Genomic DNA, 13,716 nt, shown 5'->3' on the forward strand with positions numbered 1-13,716 from the left:
TTCGCTTATTGAACGGCTTGTTTTCATAATAACGACAAATCTAACAGAAAGCCAAGAGGTAACATTATGGAAGGGATTGCAAGCTGGGGGGCGGTTATTAAAGCGATCGCAAGAAAAAATAAACAACTATCTCAAGGGGAAGGCAAGGCTAACAGTCGCAAGCAGATATGCTCAGAGCAATTAAGTAAACGAATTCAAAAAGATTTAGGTATTGAAGTGGAATACAATGATGCTGCAGATTACACAAAATATTTATAAGCCGAGCTTATATAAAAAGGGGAGCAGAACATGCTCCCCTTTACTGATTACTCTTCCCAAACTACCAGTTTGTCTTTCGGCCAATTATGGCCAATTTCGTGATACTTCTGTTCAAGAATATGACGTTTGATTTTTAACGTTGGAGTGAGAACACCATTATCAATCGTCCACGGGTCTTTGATCATCAATACCCCTTTGATTTTCTCGTGAGATGCCAATTGGCTATTCATTTTTTCAATCACACGTTTAGTCGTACGTTCATAACGAGCTTTATCAAAGTTAGGGAAGTCGTGCGGCACAACTAGTAAAATTGGTCCTGGTAGGCCTAATCCAATTAAACACATCATCTCAACACGGCTGTATTCAAACAGTTTATTTTCAATTGGCACCGGTGCGACAAACTTACCTTTCGCTGTTTTGAAAGTGTCTTTCTTACGGCCACGAATGGTTAAGTAGCCTTCGCTGTCAATATCACCAATGTCACCGGTGTGCAGCCAACCTTCTGAATTGAAAGACTCCTGTGTCGCGATATCATTTTTATAATAGCCAGAGAAAAGTCCTTGGCCACGAACTAGGATTTCTTCATCTTCTGCTATTTTTAGCTCGATTCCTGGGCCCGCGTTACCAACGGAGCCAATTTTGTCGGCTCGGAATGGATAGTTAAGCGTGCTGTAGGCAAAAGACTCTGTCATGCCCCAAGCTTCTGTAATATTCAGACCGACACTGTGATACCACTCAAGTAGTGCTGGTGATACTGGAGCTGAACCACATCCAAGAACGCGGGCTTGATCTAAGCCAAGGCCATCCGCCAACTTCTTCTTAATTAGGGTGTTAATAAATGGAATTTTCAGAAGAATGTTAAGCTTCTTCTGAGGCAGTTTATCTTGGATTCTTTGTTGGAACAGAGTCCATAGGCGTGGCACGGAAATAAAGAGCGTTGGCCTATGCATCTTCACATCTTCGATAAAGGTATCGAGTGATTCTGGGAAAGCAGTAGTGACGCCTCCCATCACTGAGGAACCGAAAATGTAGACGCGTTCTGTAATGTGCGCCAGTGGGAGATAAGAGAATAAACGATCACCTTTTTCAATACCGATATGATCAATCAATCTCTGTACTGACCAAGAGAATGCGCCATAAGTAAGCATCGCACCTTTTGGTAGCCCTGAAGTACCCGATGTATAAACGAGAGACATAAGCTTCTCATCATGGTGCTCAGGACGAAGAGTGCTAGGTTCGTATTTCTTAACTAGGTCGTTGAACGCGTGCTGACATTGAGCCGCACTGTCGTAAGGTAAGGAAATACTCGTGATATTAGGCAGCGAGTCTAGTACTGACTGGGTTGCGGTTGCGTCGTCAAGCTTACCTGCGATCACTATTTTACTTTCACTGTGGTTGATACAGTACTCGATAGTATCGGCACCAGCGGTTGGGAAAATAGGCACGCTGACAAAGTCACCTAGCATGATTGCTAAATCACAGATGAACCATTCTGCACAGTTCTTTGAGATTAAAGCGATTCGATCACCTGGTTGTGCACCGAGATCTTTCAGAGCACTGGCTAGCCTCAGCGCTTTGTCTGCAACTTCTTGGTAGGTGAACTCGACAAACTGACGATTAATTATCTGTTTAAGGTAGACCTCATTAGGGCGTTCCTCTGCCCACTTTAAGATCATTTCGTTTGGTGGCGGGAGAGCGCATTGGGGTTTGCTTAACTCGTTAGGCTGAATCATTCTCTAACTCCGTGTTATTGGCAATATAGTTTATTGTTTTTATGTTAATTTCTTGTTAACTCTAGCATGGGATAGATAAGACATAAAACGTAAACTGTCACAAAATTTGTGAGAAATTTGACCAAAAATCAGTGAATTTGTCGAAACATGCCTGGAGTCATCCCTGTTTTTTTTTTAAATATTCGCGAGAAATATGAAACGTCTTGATAGCCACACTGATAAGCAACGACAGATACCTTGGTGTTTCGGTCTCTTAACAAGATTTTTTTCGCTAAATTAATCCTTTTGTTGCATATGTAATCACGAAAGCTAATTCCGATGACACGATGAAAAACTTTGGAAAAGTAAGTCACTGAATAATGACATCTGGCGGCAATATCTTCTTCTCGGATGGTTTCTGATAAGTGATTCTCTATATAGCGAAGTGTCTCTATGAAATCTTGGCTAATGGTAGATTTCATAATTAACGGTTCAGAAGACTTTTGTTCTAAATATTCACTGTTAGTAGAAAAACTTAAGTGAACTTTAGACGACATAGTATTAACCCACTTTTCAAAATCGATATGATTTATATTCTCATTATCATAAATGGCATGGTTTAAAGATATTGAACGCTCAAGGTTTCCTTCATGTAATAAAATCAGATGCTTGCCGAGGTTGTTGCAAATATTAAGTGCTGAATTTAATAGTTGGCTATTTATTTCATCGCAGAAGTAGAAAAAACAATAATGTATGTCGAAGTCACTTAATATCGAAATATCTTCACCATGCTCGACAATATGAAAATTAGACTTCAATAACTCTGTTACCTTTGGGGGTAATCGCTCTACCGATTGCCCAAGCCAATGGCCTATATGGGGCACATCCATGTGGCACGCCTTTTAATTTAAACTATTCGATTATTTACTTTTATATTTTCAGAGTAGAGTACTAGCAAGAAAGTGCAAGATGATGGCAAGAAAGTCCTAACAGTTATTGATAGAATTCTCTACATTTAAAGGGCACTCAAATAGTGCTGCATTTGGAAGGAGACCAAATTATGAATAAATTTATTAATAACGTTAAAGCGTTCATGAATGATGAAGAAGGACTATCAGTAGTTGAATACGTTGTAGGTGCAGCTTTACTTGTTGTTGCTCTTGGTAGTGTATTTACTACGTTAGGTTCGTCTTTGACAACCGAACTGAGTACTGCTTTGGGTAGTATTTAATAACTCGGAAGTTATCCCCAGACACTGTAATGGTTTAGATTTCACAAGAGGTCTAGGCCATTTAGTGCGATCCTAGAGGGGTCAGACATGGAAAGATTAAGACAAAAAATTTTAAATTTTTTTAATAATGAAGAAGGTCTTAGTGTTGTCGAATATGTTGTAGGTGCCGCTTTTTTAGTTTCGGCCTTAACATTCTTCTTTTTTAACTACGATACAACGTTGGCTAATTCACTTTCGTCTACACTTGGGAAGATTTAGCGATGTTTTTAGTAATATGGTCAATATTATTGATTATCTCCGTTTATGACCTACGGGATAATCGAATTCCCAATATATGGCTTGTTCCACTTATATTAAGCTCAGTTGCTCACCATGTAATTGTTTCAGGGTGGGACGCTGGGCTTTTGTCGTTAGGAGCCGGAGTTGCCGCCTTTATTTTTGGACTTTTACTCTATTTTTTAAAAGCAATGGCGCCAGGGGATGTCAAACTCATTGGAGCAGTTGGTGTCATTGTAGGCTGGGGTGAGCTTTGGTCTGCATGCTATTGGATTATTATTGGAGCAGGCGTCGTAGGTATTTTATTTTCTCTACAATTTTTTGCTACCAGAAGTCATGAATCTAAACTAGCTTTAAATAAGTATTCTCAATTATTTCTTTATGGTTCAGGTAAGAACCTTTATTCAACAGAAAAACTCAGTAATAAGTTGAGAATGCCTTTTGCCCCTTCGGTGGTAATAGGCTTGGCACTTTATAATTATTTTTAAATACTCACTCTTAATAAAAGAGGCCCTCTATGGAAATGAACAAGGAAGCAAAACATAGAGATGTTCTTACACCACAAGCGAATGCGCCGTCAGTTCCAACTTCTCTGGATGCATTAAAGGTACCAGCGGCGGTTGTTGAAAATTTATTATTGAAGCAACTCGCGGCCTTTCCCAAATCAGACATTCTAGATCTAACTCGTTTGATGGGCATTAATAGCCATATGATTGAAGACTTAATCGCAGTACTAAGGCAGAAATCTTTGGTAGAGGTCTTTCAAGCAAGTACATCTAGCTTTGGTTCAGAAAGCTCCGGTCATGTGCGTTATGCGCTTTCAGAAACTGGCATGGCAGAGGCCGATGCGGCGTTTGTTAAGGATGCCTATTTAGGCCCTTGCCCTGTCTCACTTGACGACTATAGAAAAATGGTTGAGGCGCAAGATGTACGGGCGCAGCTAGTGAATCGTCAAGATGTGTCTTATGCATTATCGGATGTATTAGGAGCAGACCGAATGGTGTCTGTACTTGGCCCCGCAATCAATTCTGGTCGAGCTCTTCTACTTTACGGTGATGCTGGGACAGGTAAAACCTACGTTGCGACGCGTTTACTGAATTCCTTAAATACATCGGTTTACATTCCTTACGCGGTGTTTGCTGCCGGTAATATTATTAAGGTGTTTACTGGTCAGCATCATAAGCGGGTAGATTCCAATCACCAATCCCAAGCTCTTTTGTTCAAGGAGCAATATGACAGACGCTGGGCATTGTGTGAGCGTCCAAGCATTCAAGTGGGTGGTGAGCTCACGATGGAGATGCTAGAGGTGAATCATTCGGAACATAACCGTGTTTGGATGGCGCCTTTGCAAATGATGGCGAATAACGGCATCTTCATCATTGATGACTTGGGCAGGCAGCCGATGCCTGTCGATACTTTGTTAAACCGTTGGATTGTTCCAATGGAATATTTTTACGATTATCTATCGTTACCAAATGGTCAGCAAATCTCAGTGCCTTTCATTCTTACACTGGCCTTTTCTACGAACCTTAGCCCTGAAACGATTGCAGACCCCGCATTCTTACGTCGTTTGGGTTACAAAATTCAGTTTCAACCTTTGATGGAAAATGAATACAAAGATCTATGGGAGATCATGGCGTCAGGTAAATCTCTCACAATTGACGCTCCCGTTTTTGATTGTTTACTCAATCTTCACAGCCAACACAACGTTGGTTTTTACCCATGCCTACCGAAAGATATTGTTGGTATAAGCCGAGATATTATTGCTTTTGAAGAAGTTGAGCCTGTCATCTCTACTGCCATTTTGGAAAGAGCTTGGGAAGTCTACTTTACTGCCGATGGCAAAGGAGGAGGGGCGCGATGAGCAGAAATCAGATCATATTATTGTTCTTGCTATCGATCATATTTGGCTTAGCAGCTGTATTTTTCGCAAAACAATGGATGGACAGGCAGCTTCAACCTCAAGTGGAGGTAGAAGTGGTAGAGCGTGAACCTGTGGTGATTGCAGCGCAAGAAATCCCTGCTGGGAGCGTGATAGAAGAGCAGCACCTAACGACTAAGTTATTAGAGAAAGACTGGCGCAACGAAGAACAATTTTCACTGCCAGATGAGCTGATTGGTCAGGTGGTCGCGACATCTATCTATCAAGGTGAAATTGTCAGTCGGCTACGTTTGACGGTACCGGGAGAAGGTTCAACCCTTGCTGCTTTGATTCCTGAAAATAAACGCGCGGTGACGATTCGAGTTAACGATGTCATTGGTGTTGCGGGATTCTTATTACCGGGCAATAAGGTCGACATTTTAAATACCATTAGCTACGGAAAAGGCTCTGCAATAACCAAAACGGTATTAAAAGATATCAAAGTGTTAGCGGTCGACCAAACAGCAAAAACTCAAGAAAACAAACCCATCATAGTTAGAGCAGTAACTCTTGAAGTTAGCCCTAGTGATGCCGAGAAGTTATTGACCGCAAAAAGCAAAGGCGAGATTCAATTAACTTTACGTAATCCGCATGAGCCAGAAGAAGAAAAAGTGGTTCGTCGTCGTTACGTCGCGCCTCAGGTCACGATAATAAAAGGCACGGAAGCGTCGAATGTGCGAGTAAGGGATTGAGGTGAACCATGAAGATAATAATATCAATAATACTGACTTGGGTGGTGTGTAGTTTCTCTGTATTAGCGTCAACGCAAACAGGGAAAGTCGTGAAGGTTCCTCACCATAAATCGACGCATGTGGCGTTGTCTGCGAAAGCAAAAAGAGTCTCTTTGGGGGATCCTGAAGTGCTCGACATCGTGATGCTGAAGTCTGATGAATTGTTCTTAATCGGGAAAAAGTTAGGTTCAACAAATTTGATGGCTTGGGACAGCAAAGGGCAGCTCATTGAATCGATCAATATTGAAGTCACTCATGATCTTAATAGTTTAAAAGCGAAACTTTATGAGTTTTTGCCTGATGAAACTATTGAGGTGCATAGTGCGCAGAATCGCTTGATTTTGAGTGGGCAAATCAGCTCGCAAGAGAAGATGAACGTTGCTCTGCGAGTAGCAGAAACTTATTCCGCAGGTGAAGAAGCGGACAAAGCAGAAGGTACACTGAGTAAGCAAACCGAGAAGACAGGGGTGATTAACCTAATGTCTATCGGAGGGGCACAACAAGTGATGTTAGAAGTGACGGTGGCCGAAGTTCAACGAAGCTTAGTCAGACGCTTCGATGCAAATTTCCACTTCTTTGAAAATAATGGCAGCTTCTCTTGGGGGGCAACCTCTGCGGGGGGCATTATTGATGATGTATCTGGCAGCATTGGGCCAATCTTCAACGCGCCTTCAATCGACACAACCGGGTTACTGAGTACCTTTATTGATAGCGATACGTTATTCACGTTTGCCTTGGATATCGCGAAAACCAACGGTGTGGCAAAAGTGTTAGCCGAACCAAACTTGACCGCATTGAGTGGTGCAAAAGCGGAATTCTTGGCGGGTGGTGAGTTCCCTATTCCAGTGCCCGATGATGATGGCATTACCATTGAATACAAAGAATATGGTGTTGGACTGAAGTTCATACCAACGGTATTAAGCGATAAGAAAATCAACTTGAACCTAGCCATTGATGTCAGTGAGATTGCGGCAAGCACGAGTTTAACGCTCAACCCAGGTGGGACTAACGGGACATACGTTATTCCGCCGATTACTCGCCGTAGTGCATCTTCCACATTGGAATTGGCAGATGGCCAAACCATCGGGATTGCAGGGCTGATTAGCGAGAACGTGCGTGACTCTGTGAGCAAAATGCCAGGGTTTGGTGATATCCCGGTATTGGGTCAACTGTTCAATAGTCAGGAATACATTTCGGGTGAAACTGAACTCGTGATTTTGGTGACTCCACGCCTTGCTCAGTCGATTGATCGTAATAAAGTCACGTTACCGACCGATGCTTTTGTTGAGCCAACGGACCTCAAATACTACTTGCTAGGTCAAGGGGCTTATATTGACTCATCTATTACGACTAAACCGGCAGAGAAGCAGCAAGACCCTCAATTTTTGGATAACGCTCAAGGTGGTTCGGAAGGATCATTTGGCCACAGTTTATAAAAGGAATGCATGATGAAATTACACATTATTCCAGTGCTTTTCTCATTATCAGCCATACTTATAGGATGTGCTAATGACGTTCCACTGGGCTCGCATGTTGCTAACTTAAAAGCGCAGCAAACGTATAACCCGAACGCTACTGAAGAAAACCTTGGCGTAATACCAAGTGGTAGTGGTGAACGTATGGAAGGTACTTACCAAGTGTATACAGGTAAGGAAGTCGACTCGTTAACGGGTAGCGGTGAGAGTCAGGTGTTACAGGGCGTCAATTAGCCCTAAGGTTGTACCATGTCATGGAAGAGAGGGCGTGCTCCTAAAGGCATAAAACAGAGTGGTTTAGTGTTGGTGTTGGTCACGGCATCGCTATTGGTGTTGGTGGTTATATCAGCGTTTGCGATTGATGTGAACCACCACCGCTTAAATGCCACTCGAGTTCAAAACGCGGTGGATTCGGCAGCGCTCGCAGCAGCCAATATCGTGAATTTTGGAGGAACGGTGACGCAAGGCACTGCTGAAGCAAACGCGATTTTGACAGCGGCGGCGGCAGCGAGTGGAAACTCGGAGCTAGATTTTGCTAGTGCAACAGTGAATGTGACTTACTCGAATGATCCTCTCACCTTTCCGGATGGCAGTTTTGATGCCAACTTAGATGTCTATGCTCGGGTCGATGTTTCCGGGCACGACTTAGACGCTTTTTTTGTTGATGCGTTTGGCTTGAATAAAGCAGTCACGGCATCGGCGGTTGCAGGCCCGAGTTCATCGTTAGATGAAGTGAATATCGTACCCATTGGTGTATGTGCTGGTGATGAAGCATCTGGTGTATATGGCTATTTAACCGATACCGTATATGCGTTAAAAGTGGGGGATGCTGACGTGAGCGAAATGGGTAGTGGTAATTATCACTTGCTCGATTTTGCTTCTGGTGCAAGCACGGTGAGAAGTGCGTTAGCTGGAGATTACACTGCAACAGCAGGGATTGGAGACGTCATAGCAACAAAACCCGGAGCATCGACAGGGCCAACAGCGCAAGGTGTGAATACTCGGGTTGGCGTGTATAACGGTGGAGTGAGCAGCTCAGACTTTCCCCCTGACTTAATTACCCAGCAGCCAGCGACGGAAGCCACTTTAGACAGTGATGGAAACGTCGTTTATACCGATCCTTACGGTTACGACACATATGAAGGCCAAGTAGAGGCGTGTATTAATGGTTCAGGTAGTGGTTGCGAGTCAAATGGTGTGGCGTGGCGCAGAATCTTAATGATTCCAATTATGGATTGCTCCGGTAAATCTGGTGGGGCTTCTTCTTTCACTGTTGTCGATATTGGTTGTTTCTTTTTTCTTCAGCAAGCCCCTAATAACAATGCTGGCGCACAAACTGTCTATGGCGAGTTTGTTGAATCCTGCTCCTCAAATAATGGAACGATGGGAGAGGTCCCTAGTGCCGATGGAGTTTTCCGCATCGTTCTTTACGAAGATCCACTAAGTGAGGATTCGTAATATGAATGGTTCAATGAAAAATCAGAAAGGGTTAGCAGCGATAGAATTTGCGCTGGCGATGCCTGCGATGATGATTGTTTTGGCTGGGGTATTGGAAGTCGGCAATATTTTCATGCAGTACAACAGCCTGACTCGCGTTGTACAGGCGGGGGCAAGATTTGCGGTAACCGAGTCTTTTGGTACGGCAGGAGTGGAGTGCACGGATATTCAAGGGAAGCAAGCGAGCATTCAAAACGTGGTGGTTTATGGAAAAGCGACGGGGGGCTCTGATGCTGCGTTGGACTCGTTCACATTATCGGATGTTTCTGTGAGTTGTGATGATGATGCTCGCGTGGCGACCGTCACGGCTGATTATGATTATTCTCCGAAGTTAGCGCCGAGTATTCCGTTTACCAATACTTCCTTTTCTTTCACCTTAAGTGCTTCATCAGTAATGAGATATTAATTGGGGGCTGAAGCTATGTATACCAAAGGGAGGAAGCCAGAAAAAGGAATAGCAGTCATAGAATTTACCATTGTTTCTACTGTTCTTTTGTTGCTCATTTTGAGTGTAGCGTCTATTGGTTATTATATGTACTCGCTGCAAACGCTGAATAATATGACAAGAAAAGCGGCCCGATTAGCCGCGGTTTGCAACACATCAGTAGCGAGTCAAACTGGGATAATTACGTCAGTTATCGATGAAAACGCACCATCTGATTTTACACAACAAAACCTTGTGATTGAGTACCTAGATGCAAGCAGCACCATAACAAGCACCTTTGCTGACATACGCTATGTCAGAGCAAGAATTACCGATTACAGCTATCAATTTACCGCGGTATTGAGCTTCTTGGGTGACAGTGGGCTTGTTGAAACGCCAGAATTTGAAACAACATTGCCGGCAGAAAATCTTGGAGTCATTAGGCCAAATAAAAACGACGCAGATGGCAGTAATACTGATTGCTAAGGGGATTAGCCATGGGAGAAGCTGTGAAGCTTACTAGGAATGATGAAACATCGATCAGGTTAAAGACCAATATACATATCTGGGTACTCTATTCCAGTGATCGCTTTCAGCTGCATATGGGTAATGAGCTAGCAAAATGCAAGAACCTTTCCTTTGACACCATTGCTTTAGCTGGGCTAAACGTCGAACAGCTTTCGAGTCACCTTCCCCCCGATCTTATTTTTGTTGAAACAGGCCCCAATTGGGCTCAGAAAGTCGTTTCACTTCAAGACTATGAACCGCCTTCTGATGATTTTGAAGCGTCTCTGATTGTGTTTGGTAATGAAGCGGATAATGGCGCACTAAAAATCGCGCTGCGTATTGGGGCTGCTGACTTTATGTCGGAAAAAGCCATAATTACCGAGTTGATGCCGCTTCTAAAGAATGTGGCAGAAGAGAAGATAGCCAGCCGCAGCATGGGAGAGTTGTATATCTTCTTAAACAGTAAAGGTGGGTGTGGAGCGTCTACCTTAGCCTTGAATACCGCACTTCAAATCGCACACGAGCATAAAGAAGAAGTGTTGTTACTCGACCTAGATTTACAATTTGGGGTGATTTCAGATTACCTTAACGTCAACCCGACTTATGGCATGTCTGATGCGATAGAGAGTGTCGCCGATTTAGATGAAATTTCACTGCACAGTATGGTGACCAAACACAGCTCAGGTCTACATATGTTGAGTTTTAGGCATGAAAACAACAGTGAAGACTTTGAACAAGCAAAGAATTTAGGAAAGTTGCTTCCAACCTTGAGGGAGTTTTACCCTTACGTGATCATCGACTTATCTCGGGGTATCGACAATATCTTTTCTTCGGTTCTAGCACCTGCCACAAAGGTGTTTTTAATCACTCAGCAAAACTTAGTGGCGATAAAAAACTCGACTCGAATTGCTAAGGTACTGACTTTTGAGTATGGCTTACCGAAAGAGCATATTGAGTTGATTATTAACCGTTATGAAAAACGTCAGTCCATAAAAATTAAAGATATAGAGCAAACCATTGGTGGGGTCACGATTCATGTCATCCCGAATGATTTTAAAGTGGCGATTGAAAGTGCCAATTTAGGTAAGCCTTTTATCGAGTCGAGGAAAAGCAGTTCAATATCTAAATCTGTGATTGAGTTTTCTCATACGATTTCAGACTCAGTATCAGAAAAGAAAAGTTGGCTACAGCGTATGTTTTCTTAGGAAGTGAAGGATAACAAAGAAAATAAAAAGGAATATTTATGTTCTTCAAACGAAAAAATGTAAACCCTGAATTTCAAGATAAGGCTCTTATTGCAGAAGAACAAGATAAGGTAGCTTCTATAAGTGAAGAGGTGCCTCAAAATAATAATGTGCCTAATTCGCCCTTGGAGAAAAAGTTAAAGGCTGCAGAAGAAAGAGATAGAGAAGTTGAAGAGTCTCGTAAGCAACTAGAGCAAGAGCTTGAAATTAAGCACTACTACCATCAGCGCTTACTTGAAACATTAGACTTGGGTTTACTATCTAGTTTGGAGCAAGACCGCGCAAAGCAAGATTTGCATGAAGCCATCATTCAAATCATGGCCGACGACCAATCTAGGCCGATGAGTGCAGAAGGCCGCAAACGCGTGGTTCAACAAATCGAAGATGAAGTCTTTGGTTTAGGGCCTCTAGAGCCTCTGCTCAATGATAAAACGGTGTCAGATATTCTGGTCAATGGGCCTAAAAATGTCTTTGTGGAAAGGCGAGGAAAACTGGAAAAAACGCCTTATACATTTTTGGATGACCGACATTTGCGTAACATTCTCGACCGCATTGTAAGTCAGGTTGGTCGACGCATTGATGAAGCTTCACCTATGGTAGATGCTCGCTTGTTAGATGGCTCACGTGTAAACGCGATTATTCCCCCTCTAGCGTTAGATGGCCCTTCTGTCTCTATTCGTCGCTTTGCGGTTGATAAACTTAATATGGAAAACCTGCTGGGTTTTAACTCTTTGTCGCCACAAATGGCTAAGTTTGTGGAAGCGGCGGTAAAAGGGGAGCTCAATATCCTCATTTCTGGCGGTACCGGTTCAGGTAAAACCACCACTCTCAATATCTTCTCTGGCTTTATTCCAAGTGATGACCGAATCATCACGATTGAGGATTCGGCGGAGCTTCAATTGCAGCAGCCCCATGTTGTGCGCTTGGAAACTCGACCTGCGAACCTTGAAGGTAAAGGGGAAATTACCCAGCGTGAATTAGTGAAAAACTCCCTACGTATGCGACCAGATCGCGTGGTGCTTGGAGAGGTTAGGGGGAGCGAAGCGGTAGATATGCTTGCCGCAATGAATACGGGGCATGATGGCTCGCTGGCAACTATTCACGCCAATACACCTAGGGATGCTTTGAGCCGGGTTGAGAATATGTTCTCAATGGCGGGCTGGAACATTTCGGCAAAAAATTTACGTTCTCAAATTGCTTCTGCGATTCACTTAGTTGTGCAGATGGAAAGGCAAGAAGACGGTAAGCGCCGCATGGTGAGTATTCAAGAGATCAACGGCATGGAAGGTGAAATCATCACCATGTCAGAAATTTTTAAATTCCAACGTCAAGGCTTAGATGAAGACGGCAATATTATGGGGTATTACACTGCAACGGGTGTGGTCCCTGGCTGTCATGATCAGTTAGCTAAGCGTGGTTTGGATTTGCCTTTCGAGCTGTTTAACGAAAGTCATCCGTAGAGGACAGGCAAATGGACAATGACATTACCTATTTCTTTATTCTGCTTTTCTTTGCTGTTGTATTTATTTCACAGGCGCTGATTCTGCCTGCAGCAGGTAGTAAAGCCAAACATAAAGAATTGGCAGACCGGCTGAAAGAAAGTCAATCAACGTTAGATGAAGAAAGCCGCTCGTTACTTCAAGAGCATTATTTAAGAAGCTTAAGCCCGATTGACAGGAAACTTGTCAAGATTGAGCTGTTTTCTTCATTGAAAAAATCGATTGAGTTGTCGGGGTATGATTGGGAACTCGGGCAAACCTTGCTGGTCGCTTCGATTATTAGTGTGAGTAGTGCGGTATTGCTGCTGTTATTGGGGCAAGCATGGTATTTGGCCTTTGCGGCGGCATTTGCGGTGTGGTTTCTGCTTCATTTTACACTTCAGAATAAAATATCCGGTCGTTTAGCCAAGTTTGAAGAACAGCTTCCCGATGCGCTAGATATCATTAAACGGATGCTTCAAGCCGGACAACCTGTGACACAGGCTTTTAATGAAGTCGGTAATGAGATGCCAGCTCCGATTGGTATTGAGTTTAAAAACACCTTTAACTTGCTGAATTACGGCTACGATATGCGTCTTGCGATAATGCAAATGGCCGAGCGAACGCCGACGGTTTCGATGCTTGCGTTTTCAAGTGCCGTGTTACTGCAAAAGGAAACCGGGGGTAATTTATCCGAGAACTTAGACAAGGTGTCTAAAGTATTACGTGCGCGATTTAAGCTGACCAGAAAAATTAAAACCATTTCAGCAGAGAGCCGAATGTCGGCTTGGATTCTTGTGTTATCTCCTTTCGTATTATTTGTGGGTCTGCTCTTTATTAACCCAGATTATGTGGCGCCTCTTTACGAAGATCCGAGAGGGATCACCATCGTCAGTGTCGGTATTGTCAGTTTGTTTTTTGGCTCAATATGGATACGAAACATAATTAATTTCGAGGTGTGA

The 13,716-nt window shown here is 43.1% G+C and carries 16 protein-coding genes; 14 read left to right on the top strand and 2 right to left on the bottom strand.

All coding sequences use genetic code 11. From position 1 onward, the window contains the following. The first annotated feature begins 66 nt into the window (after nucleotides 1-66). Nucleotides 67-258, top strand: a complete 192-nt coding sequence (locus ACHUFI_RS07565) for a hypothetical protein (protein WP_394247793.1) — start codon at nucleotides 67-69, stop codon at nucleotides 256-258. A gap of 47 nt (nucleotides 259-305) precedes the next feature. On the opposite strand, the gene ACHUFI_RS07570 is transcribed toward ACHUFI_RS07565, so the two are convergent. Both ACHUFI_RS07570 and ACHUFI_RS07575 read right to left on the bottom strand, forming a co-directional pair. Continuing rightward, the gene (locus ACHUFI_RS07570; RefSeq protein WP_394247795.1) at nucleotides 306-1,991 is read right to left on the bottom strand and encodes an AMP-binding protein; all 1,686 of its coding nucleotides are present in this window, start codon (nucleotides 1,989-1,991) and stop codon (nucleotides 306-308) included. Between the two features lie 128 nt (nucleotides 1,992-2,119). Next, nucleotides 2,120-2,860: a helix-turn-helix transcriptional regulator gene (locus tag ACHUFI_RS07575; RefSeq protein ID WP_394247797.1), complete on the bottom strand. Its 741-nt coding sequence runs from the start codon at nucleotides 2,858-2,860 to the stop codon at nucleotides 2,120-2,122. 170 nt (nucleotides 2,861-3,030) lie between these two features. Between ACHUFI_RS07575 and ACHUFI_RS07580 the strand changes: the two genes are divergently transcribed. The 13 genes from ACHUFI_RS07580 to ACHUFI_RS07640 all read left to right on the top strand — a co-directional run bounded on the left by ACHUFI_RS07580 (nucleotide 3,031) and on the right by ACHUFI_RS07640 (nucleotide 13,716). After that, nucleotides 3,031-3,201 (top strand): Flp family type IVb pilin, encoded by a 171-nt coding sequence (locus ACHUFI_RS07580; protein ID WP_394247799.1) that lies wholly within the window; start codon nucleotides 3,031-3,033, stop codon nucleotides 3,199-3,201. Between the two features lie 87 nt (nucleotides 3,202-3,288). Continuing rightward, nucleotides 3,289-3,459, top strand: coding sequence for a hypothetical protein (locus ACHUFI_RS07585; protein ID WP_394247801.1), 171 nt, complete (start codon nucleotides 3,289-3,291; stop codon nucleotides 3,457-3,459). Between the two features lie 2 nt (nucleotides 3,460-3,461). Further along, nucleotides 3,462-3,965, top strand: a complete 504-nt coding sequence (locus ACHUFI_RS07590) for an A24 family peptidase (RefSeq protein ID WP_394247803.1) — start codon at nucleotides 3,462-3,464, stop codon at nucleotides 3,963-3,965. A gap of 29 nt (nucleotides 3,966-3,994) precedes the next feature. After that, a complete protein-coding gene (locus tag ACHUFI_RS07595) occupies nucleotides 3,995-5,341 on the top strand; it encodes an AAA family ATPase (RefSeq protein WP_394247805.1) in 1,347 nt (448 codons plus the stop codon). Continuing rightward, nucleotides 5,338-6,090 carry a Flp pilus assembly protein CpaB gene (gene cpaB, locus ACHUFI_RS07600; protein WP_394247806.1) on the top strand — a complete coding sequence of 251 codons (753 nt, stop codon included), beginning with the start codon at nucleotides 5,338-5,340 and terminating at the stop codon, nucleotides 6,088-6,090. The genes ACHUFI_RS07595 and cpaB overlap by 4 nt, the downstream gene beginning before the upstream one ends. Nucleotides 6,091-6,098: 8 nt before the next feature. Then, nucleotides 6,099-7,565, top strand: coding sequence for a type II and III secretion system protein family protein (locus ACHUFI_RS07605; protein ID WP_394247807.1), 1,467 nt, complete (start codon nucleotides 6,099-6,101; stop codon nucleotides 7,563-7,565). Between the two features lie 9 nt (nucleotides 7,566-7,574). Continuing rightward, nucleotides 7,575-7,838 (top strand): hypothetical protein, encoded by a 264-nt coding sequence (locus tag ACHUFI_RS07610; RefSeq protein ID WP_394247808.1) that lies wholly within the window; start codon nucleotides 7,575-7,577, stop codon nucleotides 7,836-7,838. Nucleotides 7,839-7,853: 15 nt separating this feature from the next. Next, a complete protein-coding gene (locus ACHUFI_RS07615) occupies nucleotides 7,854-9,062 on the top strand; it encodes a pilus assembly protein TadG-related protein (protein ID WP_394247809.1) in 1,209 nt (402 codons plus the stop codon). Nucleotide 9,063: 1 nt separating this feature from the next. Further along, nucleotides 9,064-9,507, top strand: coding sequence for a TadE/TadG family type IV pilus assembly protein (locus ACHUFI_RS07620; protein WP_394247811.1), 444 nt, complete (start codon nucleotides 9,064-9,066; stop codon nucleotides 9,505-9,507). A gap of 15 nt (nucleotides 9,508-9,522) precedes the next feature. Beyond that, nucleotides 9,523-10,011, top strand: coding sequence for a TadE/TadG family type IV pilus assembly protein (locus ACHUFI_RS07625; RefSeq protein WP_394247813.1), 489 nt, complete (start codon nucleotides 9,523-9,525; stop codon nucleotides 10,009-10,011). Between the two features lie 11 nt (nucleotides 10,012-10,022). Next, nucleotides 10,023-11,237 carry an AAA family ATPase gene (locus tag ACHUFI_RS07630; RefSeq protein ID WP_394247815.1) on the top strand — a complete coding sequence of 405 codons (1,215 nt, stop codon included), beginning with the start codon at nucleotides 10,023-10,025 and terminating at the stop codon, nucleotides 11,235-11,237. A gap of 38 nt (nucleotides 11,238-11,275) precedes the next feature. Continuing rightward, nucleotides 11,276-12,736 (top strand): CpaF family protein, encoded by a 1,461-nt coding sequence (locus tag ACHUFI_RS07635; RefSeq protein WP_394247817.1) that lies wholly within the window; start codon nucleotides 11,276-11,278, stop codon nucleotides 12,734-12,736. Between the two features lie 11 nt (nucleotides 12,737-12,747). Next, entirely contained in the window at nucleotides 12,748-13,716 is a 969-nt protein-coding gene (locus tag ACHUFI_RS07640; protein ID WP_394247819.1) for a type II secretion system F family protein, read from the top strand.

The sequence above is a fragment of the Vibrio profundi genome, from assembly GCF_043642225.1.
Lineage (GTDB): Bacteria > Pseudomonadota > Gammaproteobacteria > Enterobacterales > Vibrionaceae > Vibrio > Vibrio profundi_A.